The sequence below is a fragment of the Paraburkholderia atlantica genome (genome assembly GCF_009362785.1).
Classification (GTDB): domain Bacteria; phylum Pseudomonadota; class Gammaproteobacteria; order Burkholderiales; family Burkholderiaceae; genus Paraburkholderia; species Paraburkholderia atlantica.
Genome location: NZ_WHNQ01000034.1, coordinates 15,034 through 31,619 on the forward strand (window position 1 = coordinate 15,034; position 16,586 = coordinate 31,619).

General features: G+C 65.6%; 12 protein-coding genes and 1 pseudogene. 8 read left to right on the forward strand and 5 right to left on the reverse strand.

Annotated features, from left to right (window positions below):
- Positions 1-6: 6 nt before the first annotated feature.
- Entirely contained in the window at positions 7-297 is a 291-nt protein-coding gene (locus tag GCT19_RS32530) for a hypothetical protein (protein WP_152854214.1), read from the reverse strand.
- Between GCT19_RS32530 and GCT19_RS32535 the strand changes: the two genes are divergently transcribed.
- Together GCT19_RS32535 and GCT19_RS32540 are read left to right on the forward strand one after the other, a co-directional pair.
- The gene (locus GCT19_RS32535) at positions 280-1,608 is read left to right on the forward strand and encodes an aspartate aminotransferase family protein (protein ID WP_026229221.1); all 1,329 of its coding nucleotides are present in this window, start codon (positions 280-282) and stop codon (positions 1,606-1,608) included. The two genes, GCT19_RS32530 and GCT19_RS32535, sit on opposite strands and share 18 nt — an antisense overlap.
- A gap of 34 nt (positions 1,609-1,642) precedes the next feature.
- Positions 1,643-2,197 carry a carboxymuconolactone decarboxylase family protein gene (locus GCT19_RS32540; RefSeq protein ID WP_152854250.1) on the forward strand — a complete coding sequence of 185 codons (555 nt, stop codon included), beginning with the start codon at positions 1,643-1,645 and terminating at the stop codon, positions 2,195-2,197.
- A 146-nt stretch (positions 2,198-2,343) separates the two neighbouring features.
- Here the strand turns inward: GCT19_RS32540 and GCT19_RS32545 are convergent, their stop codons facing one another.
- Positions 2,344-2,652 carry a DUF4148 domain-containing protein gene (locus GCT19_RS32545; protein ID WP_013091855.1) on the reverse strand — a complete coding sequence of 103 codons (309 nt, stop codon included), beginning with the start codon at positions 2,650-2,652 and terminating at the stop codon, positions 2,344-2,346.
- A gap of 320 nt (positions 2,653-2,972) precedes the next feature.
- On the opposite strand from GCT19_RS32545, the gene GCT19_RS32550 reads away from it, so the two are divergent.
- The 4 genes from GCT19_RS32550 (at position 2,973) to GCT19_RS32565 (ending at position 6,584) form a co-directional block, all read left to right on the forward strand.
- Positions 2,973-3,398, forward strand: a complete 426-nt coding sequence (locus tag GCT19_RS32550; protein ID WP_013091854.1) for an OsmC family protein — start codon at positions 2,973-2,975, stop codon at positions 3,396-3,398.
- Between the two features lie 191 nt (positions 3,399-3,589).
- Positions 3,590-4,219, forward strand: coding sequence for a TetR/AcrR family transcriptional regulator (locus GCT19_RS32555; RefSeq protein WP_013091853.1), 630 nt, complete (start codon positions 3,590-3,592; stop codon positions 4,217-4,219).
- Positions 4,220-4,275: 56 nt separating this feature from the next.
- Positions 4,276-5,829, forward strand: a complete 1,554-nt coding sequence (locus GCT19_RS32560; RefSeq protein WP_152854215.1) for an MFS transporter — start codon at positions 4,276-4,278, stop codon at positions 5,827-5,829.
- 485 nt (positions 5,830-6,314) lie between these two features.
- Positions 6,315-6,584 carry a YodC family protein gene (locus GCT19_RS32565; RefSeq protein ID WP_018438215.1) on the forward strand — a complete coding sequence of 90 codons (270 nt, stop codon included), beginning with the start codon at positions 6,315-6,317 and terminating at the stop codon, positions 6,582-6,584.
- Between the two features lie 78 nt (positions 6,585-6,662).
- Here GCT19_RS32565 and GCT19_RS32570 read toward each other — a convergent pair whose 3' ends face one another.
- Positions 6,663-6,974 (reverse strand): superinfection immunity protein, encoded by a 312-nt coding sequence (locus tag GCT19_RS32570; RefSeq protein WP_026229219.1) that lies wholly within the window; start codon positions 6,972-6,974, stop codon positions 6,663-6,665.
- A 167-nt stretch (positions 6,975-7,141) separates the two neighbouring features.
- Between GCT19_RS32570 and GCT19_RS32575 the strand changes: the two genes are divergently transcribed.
- Both GCT19_RS32575 and GCT19_RS32580 read left to right on the forward strand, forming a co-directional pair.
- A complete protein-coding gene (locus GCT19_RS32575) occupies positions 7,142-8,602 on the forward strand; it encodes a M20 family metallopeptidase (protein ID WP_041735317.1) in 1,461 nt (486 codons plus the stop codon).
- 90 nt (positions 8,603-8,692) lie between these two features.
- Positions 8,693-9,796 carry a malate/lactate/ureidoglycolate dehydrogenase gene (locus GCT19_RS32580; RefSeq protein ID WP_152854216.1) on the forward strand — a complete coding sequence of 368 codons (1,104 nt, stop codon included), beginning with the start codon at positions 8,693-8,695 and terminating at the stop codon, positions 9,794-9,796.
- An 18-nt stretch (positions 9,797-9,814) separates the two neighbouring features.
- On the opposite strand, the gene pdeR is transcribed toward GCT19_RS32580, so the two are convergent.
- Both pdeR and GCT19_RS32590 read right to left on the reverse strand, forming a co-directional pair.
- Positions 9,815-11,818: a cyclic di-GMP phosphodiesterase gene (pdeR, locus tag GCT19_RS32585; RefSeq protein ID WP_018438211.1), complete on the reverse strand. Its 2,004-nt coding sequence runs from the start codon at positions 11,816-11,818 to the stop codon at positions 9,815-9,817.
- Positions 11,819-12,023: 205 nt separating this feature from the next.
- A pseudogene (locus GCT19_RS32590) lies at positions 12,024-16,458 on the reverse strand (DEAD/DEAH box helicase).
- Between the last annotated feature and the right edge of the window lie 128 nt (positions 16,459-16,586).

Consider the following 16,586-nt stretch of genomic DNA (forward strand, 5'->3'; position numbering starts at 1 on the left):
CGTCGTTCAACAACGTTTGACAACAAATGTTGTATAGGCGTATAAATACGTACCGATTGTTGAATATCGGTGCGGCCCGTGGCGTCGATGCAGCGACGATCCGCACGATTCCGACGACGAAAACACCTGAGCGCCCGCGCCGTTCGACACCGGCAGTGCGGGCGTGTCGATGAAGGCGTATCGCCAGCGGCAATGCGTGTTCAACACTTGCATCGCGCGCGCGACGCCCGAGCCGGCCCGCGCTTCAGTCCGCACCTCCATCAGCAGGAGCTGAACATCATGACCAACGTTTTTCATCGTTCTCCGAAGCAGCCCTTGCCGGTGGCCGTCGCGGGCGACGGCATCGAAATCATCGACTCCACGGGCAAGCGCTATATCGACGCATCGGGCGGCGCCGCCGTGTCGTGCCTCGGCCACAGCAACCAGCGCGTGATCGACGCGATCAAGCGGCAAGCGCAACAGCTGCCGTACGCGCATACGTCGTTCTTTACGACGGAGCCGGCCGAGGAACTGGCCGACCGGCTTGTCGCGAGCGCGCCGGCCGGACTCGAGCACGTGTACTTCGTGTCGGGCGGCTCGGAGGCGATCGAGGCGGCGCTCAAGCTCGCGCGTCAGTATTTCGTCGAGAAGGGCGAGACGCAGCGGCGTCATTTCATCGCGCGTCGGCAGAGCTATCACGGCAACACGCTCGGCGCGCTCGCGATCGGCGGCAATGCATGGCGCCGCGAGCCGTTCCTGCCGATCCTGATCGAAGCGCATCACGTGAGCCCGTGCTACGCGTATCGCGAACAGCACGCGGACGAAACCGAAGAAGCGTTCGCGCAGCGGCTGGCCGATGAACTCGAGCAGAAGATTCTCGAACTCGGCGCGGACACGGTCGCGGCATTCGTCGCGGAAACGGTGGTCGGCGCCACGGCGGGCGCGGTGCCGCCGGTGCGCGAATACTTTCGCAAAATCCGCGCGGTGTGTGACCGCTACGGCGTGCTGCTGATTCTCGACGAGATCATGTCGGGCATGGGCCGCACCGGGTACCTGTTCGCGTGCGACGAAGACGGCGTGGCGCCCGATATGCTGACCATCGCCAAGGGCCTTGGCGCGGGGTATCAGCCGATCGGCGCGACCTTGGTCAGCGACCGCATCTATCAGACGATCGTCGGCGGCTCTGGCTTCTTCCAGCATGGTCATACCTATATCGGCCATGCGACCGCGTGCGCGGCCGCGCTCGAAGTGCAGCGCGTGATCGCGCAAGACAATCTGCTGGCGAACGTGCAGGCGCGTGGCGAGCAGTTGCGTGGCCGGTTGCGCGAGCACTATGCGCAGCATGCGCATATCGGCGACGTGCGTGGGCGCGGCTTGTTCGTCGGCGTCGAACTCGTGAAGGATCGCGTTACCAAAGAGCCGTTCGACGCCAAACTGAAACTGCACGCAACGATCAAGCGCGAAGCGTTCGCGCGCGGGCTGATGGTGTATCCGATGGGCGGGACCGTCGATGGCAAGAGCGGCGACCACGTGCTGCTCGCACCGCCGTTCATCTGCACGGAGCGCGACATCGACGAAATCGTCAGCCGTCTCAACGATGCGATCGGCGCGTCGCTCGCCGCCGTCTAAGCTATCCAAACCATTGCCCTTAGCGAGAACGATGATGACCGAGCGCTTGCCTCACTTCGACATGTCCACCGCCACGCCCGAGCAGAAGGCGGTGCTCGACGAAATCCTGTCCGGCCCGCGCGGCAACCTGAACGGGCCGTTCCTCGGCTGGATTCATAGCCCGGAACTCGCGCAGCATGCGCAGCGCCTCGGCGCGTTTTGCCGCTACCAGACCGGGCTGCCGCTGCGGCTGTCGGAACTCGCGATTCTGGTGACCGCTTCGCGCTGGCAGGCGCAGGCGGAGTGGTACATCCACTATCCGATCGCGCTGCAGGCGGGCGTGGGCGTTGCGGACGCCGAGGCGATCCGCCACGGACGCCGCCCCGAGTTCGCCGATGCCGACGACGCGCTGATCTACGACTTCGCGAGCGAACTGTACGAGACAAAGCGCGTGTCGGACGCGACGTATGCCCAGGCGGTCGGGCGTTTCGGGCATCAGGTCGTGATCAACCTGGTCGGCCTGCTCGGCTACTACGCGCTGGTCGCGATGACGCTAAACGTGTTCGACATGCGCGCAGTCGGACAGCAGAGCCTGCCGTTTCCCGAATAGCGTTTTTGCCGACGAGCGGCCGCGCAGCAGCGCCGCACGCGCCAACGAAAAAAGCCCCGGTTGCCGAACTTCGCAACCGGGGCTTTTTTTTACTGCGCGCTGCCTTAACTGCCAGCGCGCTTAGTTGGCACGCTTAGTTACCACCTTTAGTTACCACGATACGTCGAAAAGAGACGTTGCTGCACCGTCGCCGGCGCGCCTGCGTCCGACGAACTGGCCTTCGCGCCGCCGACATCCTGCGTACCCTCGGCCGATGCGGTGACGATCGTCGAGTCCTGGGGCACGGCCTTCGGATACGTGGTGTCGTTCTGGTTCAGAAGGCCCGCTTTTTGCGCGGCGACGAGTTCGGCGCGCACTTGAGCGCGCGTGATCGGACCGTTTGCCTGCTGGGCGAACGACACTGCCGGAACGATAAGAGCGGATGCGACGACAACTGCGGAAAGAAGCGATTTCATAACGACCTCCAATTGATTGTGTGGGGACCGGTATGAACCGCGTTTCCCGATCCGTTGAACGCAGTCTATTTCTTACGAGGTCAGCAAAAAAGCGGCTTTCCGGTGAAATATTATTGCGAGTTTTGAGATAGTGAAAAGGGCGCTTTTCCCGCGCCGAAACACGGAAGCGCCTATGATGAAGGCCGGTCCACGCCCGCGCCTGCAAGTCGCGCGGCACCAGCGACCGATGCCCAGGCGCGGACATATCCGGGCGGACCGCCGCGGCGGGCATCATCTTCGGTCGAGCGGCGTGCGCGGCAAGGCATAAACAGGAGAGAGCGATGAAGCGCAAGGCATCAGCAGTCTGGCAAGGCGGCCTGCAGAACGGCAAGGGCTCGATTTCCACCGACAGCGGCGTGTTGAAGGACACCCAATACTCGTTCGCGACACGCTTCGCGGACGGCATCGGCACGAATCCGGAAGAGCTGATCGCGGCTGCGCATGCGGGGTGTTTCTCGATGGCATTGTCGGCGGAGCTGGGCAAGGCCAACATCACGCCAGAGCGGATCGGCACCACGGCCACCGTCACGCTCGACAAGGACGGCGGCGGCTTCACGATCACCGCGGTGCATCTCGACGTCACCGTGAAGATTCCGGGCGGAGACAAGGCCGCGTTCGACAAGGCAACCGCGGACGCGAAGGCCGGTTGCCCGGTGTCGAAGGTACTGAATGCGACGATTACGATGGATGCGAAGCTGGAGACCTAAGCGTTGGCTGTCACTGTCAGCACAACGAAGCCGGCGAAGGGCCATGCCCGCCGCCGGCTTTTTCTTGGCCGTTGTCGAAGGAATGGATGACCCCGACGCGAGTAGGCCTACGGAAGGCCGTCCTTGATTTATTGAACATCCAGTCATAATATCCACAGACCGACACCAACGCAGCAACAAGGTCATCGCAATTGAGTCATTCCAGGCAAGCCGCGAAAAAAGCCGGCGAAACATCTCAGCGCGGCCGTCCGCGCGAGTTCGACACCGACACCGTGCTGGCGAACGCCAGCCAGGTGTTCTGGGATCACGGCTACCACGCGACGTCGATCGACGATCTGTGCAAGGCCACTGGTCTGCTGCGCGGCAGCCTGTACGGCGTGTTCGGCGACAAGCACGGCATCATGCTTGCCGCGCTCGAGCATTACTCGGAAGGCGCGGTCGCGCGGCTTGCGCAGCGACTGAGCGCGACGGCTGATCCGGAGCAGGCGCTGCGCGACGCGCTGCTGCACTACGCGCGGGTATCGTGCGGGTTGAGCGGTCGGCGCAGCTGTTTCATCACGAATACGACGCTCGAAATGCAGCCCGATGACGAAGTGCTGCGCGCGCGCGTCGCCGCGATTCAGCGTCGCATGGCAACCTTGCTCGCGGCGGCGGTGATTCGCGGTCAAGCGAGCGGCGCGTTCGATTCGACACTCGACGAAAAAGCCGTCGGCGATTTCCTGTTATGCGTGATGCAGGGCCTGCGGGTCATGGGACGGGTTGCGCACCAGCAAGATGCGCTGGTCGATATCGTCGATGTGGCGATGCGCGCGCTGGTGTAGCAGCTCGTACGCGAACACTGGCGCGAGTTTTTTAACTATTTCTTGAACGGTCGGTCATGAAAAGCGAAGCAATCAAGTCCGCTCCTGCGGCATTCGGTGGATCCGCTAGTTGCGCGGCGAGCGCAGCCGGGGCGGTGACCGGGCCCGGCCCCGCGATGGCAGGCATGGCTGTCGCCGCCAAAGCGGCGGCGCCTGGCTTCCCGCGCCAGGCGCTCGCGCTCGCCGTGCTGTTCGTCGGCGCCTTTCTCGCGCCGCTCGATTACTTCATCGTCAATCTGGCGCTGCCGTCGATTCACACGGGCCTGAACGCGAGCGACGCGCAGCTGCAACTCGTCGTGTCGGCCTATGCGTCCGCGTACGCGGTGCTGCTGATCACGGGCGGCCGCCTCGGCGATCTGTTCGGCCGCCGTCGCATGTTCATGACCGGCATGGCGGCCTTCGTGATCGCGTCCGCGTTGTGCGGTTTCGCGACGAGCGGCCACATGCTGGTGATCGCACGCATCGTGCAAGGCATCGCGGCCGCGGTAATGGCGCCGCAAGTGCTTGCGACGATTCGCGCGGTTGTACCGTTGCATCAGCAGACGCGCGTGATGAGTCTGTATGGTTTCGTATTCGGCTTGTCGTCGATCGTCGGGCAACTCGGCGGCGGCGCGCTGATCACGTATCACCCGTTCGGGCTCGACTGGCGCGTGATCTTTCTGATCAACATCCCGATCGGCATAGCGGCGTTCATCGGCACATGGAAGTTCGTGCCGGAGAACCAGCCGGCCACGCATACCGGCGTCGATCTGAAGGGGGTTGCGCTGCTGTCGGCGGTACTTCTGCTGGTCATCTATCCGATGACGCATGGCCGCGAAGCCGGCTGGCCCGCGTGGACCTTCGTGATGTTCGCGCTCGCGGTGCCGGTGTTCGCGCTGTTCGTCGCGACCGAGCTGCGCGTCGAGCGCGGCGGTGGCCATCCGCTCGTCGATCTGCAACTGTTCCGCAATCGCGCGTTCGCGCTCGGTCTCGTGCTTGCGTTCCTGTTCTATTGCAATAGCGCGTTCTTCCTGACCTACGGCATCTTCCTGCAGACCGGTCTGCACTGGACGCCGCTCGCGTCGGGCATCGCGATCATGCCGTTCGCGGTCGGCTTCGTGATCGGGCCGCTGACGTCGCCTGCCGTGGTCAAGCGCATCGGCGCGCATGTGCTGACGCTCGGTTTCTCGATGATGACGCTGGGCTTCACCGTGACCGGCTGGTCCGCGACTCGATCCGCGACGCCCGATCTGCTGTTCTACAGCGGGTTGGTATGCGCGGGTGTCGGACATGGTCTGCTGTTGCCGTCGATCATGCGCATCGTGCTGCAGGAGGTGGTGCCGGAGAAGGCGGGGCTTGCATCGGGTGTGGTGTCGTCGACGTTGCAGATCGGCTCCGCGTTCGGCACCGCAGCGGTCAGCGGCGCGTTCTTCGGGGCGCTCGGTGGCAGCGCGGCGCCCGCGTCTTATGCACACGCGTTTCAGCTGAGTCTCGCTATCAATGCCGCGCTGATGTTTGTTTGTATTGGCCTGAGCGTGCTGCTGGTGCGTCATCAGCAAAGCGTGCGGCGCTCAGTCGCCCCGGCAGTTTGAAATTAACCCGCCGGTAATCGTTTTCACTCGTTGGCTCGCTGAGAAAAATCGTTGAATTTGAACGAAGCGGTATAACGAACTGCGGGGTATTTACCGGCGATCTACTCGTTCACAGGTAATTCTGATTTAGATCAAGCGGGCTCATTCTGATTAACGGCTCAACGCTATCACGTCAGGTTTTCTAATCAGACGAAACCCGCCTCGTATTTCCTACCGGGCTGCAAACGGCCTGCAGTAACTGTTGCGTCTGTGCGGTAGCGCACATAGGGTTACCCGCAATGTTGTCGCGTGAAATGTTTTGGAATGCCGGGAACTTTAACCATTGGGCATCAACCGCAGATCCAATGAAAACGGTATCAATAAAAAGCGCTTGCCGCGTTTAAATTCGATTGTTAATCTGTCTAAACTTTAGAATCTTCATTCAACAGGTCGAAGTCGATAAGGCCGGGCTCAACTTAAAAACGCTCAAGATAGGGGGACCCAATATGCTGACCGCTACCATTGACGCATTCCAGACAACATCCGCCGCCTTCAACGTGGGCGACGTCGTCAAGTTAAAAGATGGGGGCCCGCGCATGACCGTGACGTACGCAGGTCCAGTCGCGCGCAATCCGGGCGACTGGCTGATCTGCGAGTGGTTCGACGAACACGGCGAACTGCGTCACGAAACCTTTGCCGCGCAAGCCGTGCGTGCGGAACCGCGCTCCATTCCGGCGGGCTCGGTGCAGTGGAGTCGCATCGGGCGCGCGGCCTGAGTGACGCACGTGCGCATCAATCAAGCTGTTTCCTGTTATTCGTTTATTGCTCGTATTGCTCGAGCCGCCCGAATCGTTTCAGCGCTCGGGCCGGTCGCGCGCGGCCTCGCGTCGCCGCACGCGCAGCGTCAGTGCCGATGAAAACGCGCGCAAGGTCGACATCTTGCGAGTCTCGACGACGTCGCTCGCAAGGCTCTCCGCCGGATTCGGCTGTAGCGCCCAATACAGCGCGAGCACCCAACCGAGCACGGTCCAGCCGAGGCAGGCGTTAAACAGCGCGAGCGTCAGCACGTCACGACGCTTGCGCCGGTCTGCGATGATCGCCGGCAGAAAATACAGCGCGAGCGCGAATGCCGCGCCGATTGCCTGAACGGCCAGGTTGCCACCCATAAAAGCTCCTGATGCGCGATGCATGTAATGATTGTCGCGCGAATGGCCGCCGCGCGCCGCGCACCCGCGCGTTCCAGTCCCCAGCCAATCATCGCAAGGGGTTCAGCCCGACACGCATCGGGACTATCATGATCGTTTCGACCGAACAGTATTTCACGGACCCGATCATGATCAGCGACGACACGACCCAGCAGGCCCAACTCAACCCGGACACGCTACGAGAATTCGTCGAGCGCAAGTGGAACGACGAGATCGTGCCCGCGCTGACGGACTACATCACCGTACCGGCGAAGAGCCCGGCCTTCGATCCAGACTGGGCGAAGCACGGTTACCTCGAGCGCGTGATCACCGACGCCGCGAAGTGGGCCGAGCAGCAACCGGTGCGCGGCCTGAAGCTCGAGGTGATCCGCTTGCCGGGCCGCACGCCGGTGATCTTCTTCGAAACGGCCGCGACGCGCTCGGGCAGCGACGAAACCATCGTGCTCTACGGCCACCTCGACAAGCAGCCCGAGTTCGATGGCTGGCGCAACGACCTCGGTCCGTGGACGCCGAAGCTCGAGGACGGCAAGCTGTACGGCCGCGGCGGCGCAGACGACGGCTACGCGATCTACGCGAGCCTGACGGCGCTCGCCGCGCTCGATGCGCAAGGGGTCGAGCGTCCGCGCTGCGTCGGGCTGATCGAAACCTGCGAGGAGTCGGGCAGCTACGATCTGCTGCCCTACGTCGACGCGCTGCGCGAGCGGCTCGGCAAGGTCGGACTGGTCGTGTGTCTCGATTCGGGCGCGGGCAATTACGATCAGCTGTGGCTGACCACGTCGCTGCGCGGGCTCGTCGCCGGCGATCTCGAAGTGCAGGTGCTCGACGAAGGGATTCACTCGGGCGTCTATGGCGGCATCGTGCCGTCGAGCTTCCGCATCATGCGGCAACTGTTCGATCGTCTCGAAGACTCCGCGAACGGCACGCTGCTGCCGAAGGGCTTTCACTGCCCGGTGCCGGCCGATCGTCTGCGCGAAGCGGAGGCCGCCGCCAGGATTCTCGGCGATGACGTGTGGAAGAAGATGCCGTGGGCATGCGGTCAGGACGGCCGTCAAGTGCTGCCCACCACGACCGATCCACAGGAGGCGCTGCTCAATTCGACGTGGCGTCCTTCGCTGTCGGTGACGGGCGCGGCCGGTTTGCCCGCGCTCGCCGACGCCGGCAACGTGCTGCGTCCGCGCACCGCGTTCAAGCTGTCGCTGCGTCTGCCGCCGACCATCGAAGCGGAGAAGGCCGTCGCCGAACTGAAGGCGCTGCTCGAATTCGATCCGCCGTACAACGCGAAGGTCACGTTCAAGCCGGATGCGGGGGCGGCGAGCGGCTGGAACGCACCGGAGGTCGCACCGTGGCTGGCCACCGCGCTCAGCGATGCATCGCGTCAGCACTTCGGCGCAGACGCCGCCTACATGGGCCTCGGCGGCACAATCCCGCTGATGAACGTGCTGAAGGCGGGCTTCCCGAAGTCGCAGTTCATGGTGTGCGGCGTGCTCGGGCCGAAGTCGAACGCGCATGGGCCGAACGAGTTTCTGCACGTGCCGTACGGCAAGAAGCTGACGGCCGCGGTTGCCGAAGTGATCGCCGCGGCGCCGTGAGGTCTGGCTTCGTTTGAGTGGGGCTCGGGCGTGACCCGGGCCCGTTGTTTACTGATGCTCCCTTCCGTTCGAACCACGCCGACACGCTGAATGACCGACTCCCAGACTGCCCACGCCAACACGCCCCGGATTCCGGCCGATCAACTGCATGCCTACGTCAGGGCGATCTGGCAGCGAGCGGGCAGTGCGCCTCGTGAAGCGGAGCTGATCGCCGATCATCTGGTGGCCGCGAATCTGACCGGGCACGACTCGCATGGCGTCGGCATGATCCCGCGCTATGTCGAATCGCTCGCCGACCAGCAACTGCAACTGAATCGGCATGCCGACGTCGTCAAAGACGCGGGCGCGGTGCTGACCGTCGAAGGGGGCAAGGGCTTCGGTCAGGTGATCGCGTTCGAGGCGATGGAGCGGGGCATCGAGCGCGCGCGGCGGCTCGGCATCTGCGCGGTGGGCTTGCGCGGCGCGCATCATATCGGCCGCATCGGGCATTGGGCCGAGCAGTGCGCGCGCGCCGGTCTGGTGTCGTTCCACTTCGTCAACGTGGCGGGCGATCCGCTAGTCGCGCCGTTCGGCGGCGCAGACCGCCGCATCGGCACGAATCCGTTCTGCGCCGCTTATCCGCGACCCGGCAAGCCGCCACTCGTGCTCGACTTCGCGACCAGCACGATCGCGTTCGGCAAGACGCGCGTCGCGTATAACCAGGGCAAGCACACGCCACCCGGCGCGCTGATCGATCACGAAGGCATGCCGACGCTCGAACCGAAAGTCATGCACGAAGCGCCGTTCGGCGCGCTGACACCATTCGGCGGCCACAAGGGGTTCGGGCTCGCGGCAATGTGCGAGATTTTCGGCGGCGCGCTGTCGGGCGGCTTCACGACGCACGCGGACACGCTCGTTACCACGCACGCGATCATCAACTGCATGCTGTCGGTGATCATCGATCCGGCCGCATTCGACGCGCCCGATGCGCAAGCCGAAGCCGATGCGTTTCTCGCGTGGGTGAAGGCGTCGCCGCTCGCGGCGGGCACCGAGCGCATCTACGAACCCGGCGAGCCCGAGCGCGTCACACGCGCGCAACGCGAGGCCGCCGGCATTCCAATCGACGCCGCTACGTGGGCGCAAATCCACTCCGCGGCGCGCGCCGTCGGGATGAGTGAGGACGAAGTGGCAAGTTGGTCCGCGCGCCTCGGCTGAAGCGCGCGACAGCAACGCTTAGGCGATCAGCCTGAGCTTGCGCCTGTCGAGCAGCCAGCGCTCGAAGTCGGTGGCGGGCATCGGCCGCGCGTACAGGAAGCCCTGCACGTAATCGACGCCCAAGCCCTTCATGAAGGCTTCTTCCGCTTCGGTTTCGATCCCCTCGGCGACTACCTGGAAATCGAGCTCCTGCGCGACCGCGACCATCGACCGCACTAGCGCCTGTGCCTTCATGTCAGCGTGGATCGAGCGCGTGAAGCTGCGGTCGAGCTTGATCACGTCGAGCGGAATACGGCCGAGTTGCGACAGCGACGAGTAGCCGGTGCCGAAGTCATCCAGATGCACCTGCGCGCCGAGCTGGCGGAACTGCTTGATCAGTTCGATCGCGGCCGCTTCGTTTTCGATCAGGCAGCTTTCGGTCAGCTCGAGATCGATCAGGCAGGGGGCGAGGCTCGCATGCTGCAACGCCTCGGTGAAATGGCGCACCACGGCTGTATCGGTGAGCTGTCGCGCCGACACGTTGATCGCGACGCGCAGGTCATAGCCGGCCGCTTTCCAGCGGGCCGCCTGTTTCGCGGCGGTCTCCATCACCCAGCGGCCGAGCACGCCGATCAAGCCGGATTCCTCGGCATAACGGATGAATTCCGCCGGCATGATCTGCCCGCGCTCCGGCGAATTCCAGCGCACCAGCGCTTCCGCGCCTTGCACGGCGCCCGTGGCGAGGTTCAGCTTCGGCTGATAGTGCAGCGCGAACTGGCCTTCCTCGAGTCCGCGGCGCAGATTCGTGTCGAGCCACATGAACTCCGCGACGCGGCGGTTCATGTCCGGCGAGAACACGCGGTGCGTGCGCTTGCCTTCATCCTTCGCGACGTACATCGCGGTGTCGGCCGAACGGATCAGCGATTCGAGGGTTTCGCCATGCTCGGGCCAACGCGCGATGCCGATCGAGCAGCCGGTATAGACCTCGACGAGCCCGACCGCGAACGGCATGCGCATGCGATCGAGAATGCGCTGCGCTATGTTTTCCAGGCCGTGGGCGGAGCCCTTCGCGGCGAGCACGATGAATTCGTCACCACCGAGGCGCGCGAGCGAGTCGCCCGGATTCAGGCAGTTGCGGATCGCGTCCGACACATCGCAGATCAGCCGGTCGCCGAACACGTGGCCGTAGTGATCGTTGACCTTCTTGAAGTTGTCGAGATCGAGAAACAGTACGCCGATGGTTTCGCCGGGCGCGGCCTGTTCGATCGCGATCTGGATGCGCTCCTGGATCGCGTTGCGATTGGCGAGGCCGGTGAGCGGGTCGGTGGTGGCCTGCTCGATCAGGCGGTCCTGCGCGAGCCGTTGCTCGGTGATGTCGGTGCCCGAGCAGATCAGGAACTGGTCTTCGATGCCGCTGCCGCTGCGCACGAACTTGTTGCGAAACAGGAACAGCCGCTCGCCATGCACCGTTTTGATGCGCCGTTCGATCTCGTACGGTTCGCCACGGTTGAAGAAGTGCGCGCTGACCTGGTTCGAGACCGCACCGTCGTCGGACGACATGAACAGCGTCCAGACGCTGCGGCCGATGATGTCCTCTTCCTTGAGCCCGGTCAGCTCCTCGGCGAGCCGGTTAAAGCGCTGTATCCGGCCATGCCGGTCGACGATGACGACGACCGAATTGACCTCGGAGACGACCTGTTCGGCGAACGACAGACCGTGCAGCAGCGCGCGTGCGACGGATTCCGTGTCGGCATGGGCCGACGCGGTGCCGCCCCAGCGATGACAATCGAGCTTCTTGCCGACCAGATGCAGCCGCAGCGGCGCGCCGTCCAGCTGCACGTCGACGACTACGTGCGAGGTGACGCCGCTCAGCGCGCGGACCTGCGAGGCTTGGAAAGACGTGAGGGGAATGGCGACGCCCGCAGCCGTGTGGCCGTGTGCCGGCACGAGTTCCAGCGTGTCGTTGGCCGCCGCCAGGCGCCAGCAAGGGCTGCTCGTGCCGAACCGCGCGTGAAGCACCTGGTCGTGTAGCTCGTCGCTCATGAAATCCCCGGAGTGTGCCGGCGGTCCCTATCAAGGCGGGCGGCGGCAGACGGTCTTCCTCATACTAAAGTGAAACTGCCTCATTGTATCTAAGCGTGACAATTCGAGCGAAGAATCATTAACGTTTTGCTAACCAGGGGCGGGAGCCGGCGTGGCCGCGCGCGGCGGCATTATGGCGTGGCAAAACGACGCCACGGTGACGTCGCTAGAAGCGGTGGGTGAGCAGCGTGCGGGCGCGTTCGCGCTCGATCGGATTGGCGTCGAGCGCCGCGTCGAACCAGAACTTGCCGGCCACCAGCGTGGCCGCCACCACGCCGTCGCGATACAGCACGCGGTTGCCGGCAACGGCCGGCACCTTGTCGCCGACCAGCAGCGTGCCGACGAGATTCAGCGGATCGGTTCCCGCCACGCAGATAAGAGCACCGTCGTTCGCTTGTCGCCGCACCTCGCGCAGCAGCGGAATCGCCTCGGGCAGCGCGAACTGCTCGCCCGCGAGCCCGTTGACGAAACGCCCGCCGCGGATCACGCCGCGCGCCTCGAGCCGCTGCAGCACGCGCAGCAGATCGCGCCACGGCGGCAGCCATTCGGCCTCGCGTTCGAGCACGCGCCAGAACACCACGCCGTAGCGGCGCAACAACGTCATTGCGACGTGTTCGAGCACCTCGGGCGGCAACTGACTGCGCCGCTCGGACGGATTTTCCGGCGCGACGGCGGACGGGCGGCTAACGAGCGCCCAACGCCCGGCGTCGTCCATGCCGCCGATCAACGCGCTCGCTCGCGCACGTCGGCTGCTGGAAAACGCGTTGCGTTTGGCGATCGGCTTCAGCAACGCGCGCAGACCGGCGAAACTGTCGGAGTTCGCGAGGCCGGCCGCGACCAGTTCGCCTAGCGCGTTTTCGAGCTCCATGCGCAGCACGCGCACCTCAGCGAGCAGTTCGTCGAAGAACATCGCGCCGTGTTGCGCAAGGGTGTCGTGCACGCTTTGCGCGAGAGCCGACAACTCGACCTGGCGCGCCGGATCGAGCAGCGCGCGCCACGCGCGCAACTGCGCGCGCGGCAGCAGCACGATCGGGGTGCCGCGGACCGGACCGGCGGCGCCGCGCGCCCGCTCGGTCAGGCGGGTCCAGACGATCTTGCCGGCGCGGCATAGCTCATCGAGCGAACCGCTGGTGTAGGCGCGCACCCGCGCGGGCAGGATGTCCTCCTCCCACGCGCCGGCCGCGGCCTGGAAGCCTTCGAGCTGGTCCAGCGCGGCGGCGAGCGCTTCGCGGCCTTCGGCGCGCGTGGTCGGCGTCAGATGCTGCCATTCGAACAGGAAGCGCATGAAGTCGTGCCGCTCGACCGGCTCGATTTCACGCCGCAGCCGCTTCACCGTGTAGCGGTGGATGCGTGCGAGCAGGTGCCGCTCGCACCATTCTTCGTGGGTCGTGTGCGGCGTGAAGTGGCCGCGCAACAGATAGCCTTCGGCTTCGAGACGGATCAGCGCCGGTTCGATCCGGCCGGCCGGCAAACCGAGCGGACGCGCGATCGCATCGACCGTCAGCGGGCCGAACCCGGTCAGCCGCGCGCGCAGCACGTCGACGAGCGCGTCGTCGGCGCTCCAGCTCTCGGTGTAGCCCTTCGGGGCGTTCAGCGGCGGCTCGTAGCGATTGCGCTCGATGGCGGGGTAGAGCGCTTCGAAGCAGGTCAGGCGCTCGGCGGGCAGCCACAGCGCGCTGTCGTTGCCCGTGCTTGCGTCTGCTTGCGTGGCCAGCGGCAAACGCGTCGCCCGGCCGGCTTTTGGCCAACGCCGCAAGCAGCGCGGGCCAATCGTCATGCGCGCGCGCCTCGGCCTCGGTGATGCAGGCGAGGCCCGTCAGCGCTTCGTGCATTTCGTCGGCATTGCGTGCTTGCGGCCAGGCTTCGTCGCGCACGCTGTCGATCGCGGCGGCGTCGAGCGCGCCGAGATCGTCGGCGGTTTCAGGGTCGGTCCAGCGGCGGTTCAGTACCGCCTGGGTGCGGCGCTCCTCGATCGGCGCGTCGTCCAGATACGCATAGGGCTTCGCGGTCAAAATTTCGGCGGCGAGCGGCGACGGCGCCGGCAGATCACGCGCGACGAGCCGCAACTCGCCGTGCTCGATCTGGCGTAGCAGCGCGAGCCAGCGTTCGCTGTCCATCGCGTCGTGCAGACAGTCGTCGATGGTTTGGTCGACTAATGGGTGGCGCGGCACCTCGCGTTCGCCGACGATGTTCTCCAGACACGCGGCCTGCTCGGGAAACACGCTTGCGAGCAGATCCTCGCTGCGCATGCGCTGCACTTGCGGCGCGGTCTTGCGCCCGCCCGTGTAGCGCGGCAGGCCGAGCGAGGTCGTCGCGTTCCAGCGCCAGCGCACGCCGAATAACGGCGCATCGAGCAGCGCCTGGATCAGCAGATGCTCGGCGCTGTTCGAATGCAGATAGCGCCACACATCGTCGAGCACGAACGAGTGGCTGCCGGCCAGCGACAGCACGATCGCGTCTTCGGTGGCCGCCGCCTGCAGCTCGAAGTTGAAGCTGCGGCAGAAGCGCTTGCGCAGCGCGAGCCCCCACGCGCGATTCACGCGGCTGCCGAACGGTGAGTGGATCACGAGCTGGGTGCCGCCCGATTCGTCGAAGAAGCGCTCCATCACGAGCGTGCTCTGCGTCGGCAAGACGCCGAGCGCGGCGCGGGCGCGCGCCAGGTATTCGACGATCTGGCGCGCGGCGGGTTCGTCGAGCGCCAGGTGGTCGGCTAGCCGGGTGATGGCGTGGTCGAGACGCGGGGCGGAGGGTTCGGGTTCGCTTGCGGGTAGGACGGTTGCCGTTGTTGCTTGTGTTTCGCGCTCCGTCAGCAACGCTTCGACCTGCTCGCGCAATCTCGCTACCGCGAACGACAGCTCGTCGCTGCGCCCCGGCGCCTCGCCGAGCCAGAACGGAATGTTCGGCGGCTGGCCTTGTGCGTCCTCGACCCGCACGCGGCCGCTTTCGATGCGCAGAATCCGGTACGACGCGTTGCCGAGCTGAAACACATCGCCGGCGAGGCTTTCGACCGCGAAGTCCTCGTTGACGGTGCCGATATTGAGCGCCTGCGGTTCGAGCACGACCGCGTAATCGGCGTTCTCGGGAATCGTGCCGCCCGAGGTCACCGCGACCAGCTTGCCGCCGCGCCGGCCGCGCAGCGTGCCGCTGACCGCATCGCGATGCACATACGCAGCACGCGGACCGTGGCGGCTCGTGTAGCCCTCGGCGAGCATGCGCAGCACCGCGTCGTATTGCTCGCGCGGCAGATCCGCGTACGGCGCGGCACGCCGCAGCATGTCGAACAGCGCATCCTCGCTCCACTCGGCGCTCGACACCTCCGCGACGATCTGTTGCGCGAGCACGTCGAGCGGCGCGCGCGGGATGCGCAACGCATCGAGCTCGCCACGCCGCACGCAATCGAGCAGCGCCGCGCATTCGAGCAAATCGTCGCGCGAGGCCGGAAACAGCCGCCCCTTCGGCATGCCGCCGACGTGGTGCCCGGAGCGGCCGACGCGTTGCAGGAACGGCGCGATCGCACGCGGCGAACCCATCTGGCAGACGAGATCGACGTCGCCGATATCGATGCCGAGTTCGAGCGACGCGGTCGCGATCAGCACGCGCAGCTCGCCGCGTTTCAGTCGCTGTTCGGCGTCGAAACGATGTTCTTTCGCGAGGCTGCCATGATGCGCGGCGACCGCGTCCTTGCCGAGCCGCTCGGTCAGATGACGCGCGGCGCGCTCGGCCATGCGGCGCGTGTTGACGAAGATCAGCGTCGTGCGATGCTGCGCGACCAGCTCGGCGAGCCGGTCGTAGACGCGCTCCCACACTTCGTTGGCCATCACCGCTTCGAGCGGCACCGGCGGGATCTCGAGCGCGAGGTCGCGCGCGCGAACGTGGCCGACGTCGATTACCGCGCACTCGGCCGGCACGTCGCTATCCAGACTCGCGCCGCCGACCAGAAACCGCGCGACCGCGCTGACCGGCTTTTGCGTCGCCGACAGCCCGATGCGCGGCAGGCGCCGGCCGCAGAGCGCGTCGAGCCGTTCGAGGCTCAGCGCGAGATGACTGCCGCGCTTGCTGCCCGCGAGCGCGTGAATTTCATCGACGATCACCGTGCGCACCGTCGCCAGCATGCGGCGGCCCGAATCGGAGCCGAGCAGTACGTACAGCGACTCGGGCGTCGTCACGAGAATGTGCGGCGCGCGTTTTTTCAGCGCGTTGCGTTCCTGCTGCGTGGTATCGCCGGTGCGCACGGCGGTGCGGATGTCGAGCGGCGGCAGGCCGAGCGCGTCGAGTTCGGCGGCGATCCCCTGCAGCGGCAGTTGCAGGTTCAGGCGGATATCGTTCGACAGCGCCTTCAGCGGCGACACGTAGACGACCAGCGTTTCGTCGGGCAGCGCGCCGTCGTTCGCGAGGCCTTGCGACACCAGGTCGTTCAGCGCGGACAGGAACGCGGTCAGCGTCTTGCCGGAGCCGGTCGGCGCGGCGACCAGCGTCGAGCGGCCGCTGCGGATCTGCGGCCAGGCGGCGGCTTGTGCATCGGTCGGGGCGGCGAAGGTTTTCTGGAACCAGCCGGCAACGGCCGGGTGAAAGCCGGCGAGCGCCTGCGTGGCCTGCGGCATGACGGGCGCGGCGGGGTGCGCCGCGCTGGCGGTGGAGCGGGCCTTGCGGGAGCGGGGCGCCGCGTCGAGTGCGGCGGAAGATTTTGCCGAAGTCATGCTTGTGTAGGTGAGGGCGGCGCGGGGGATAT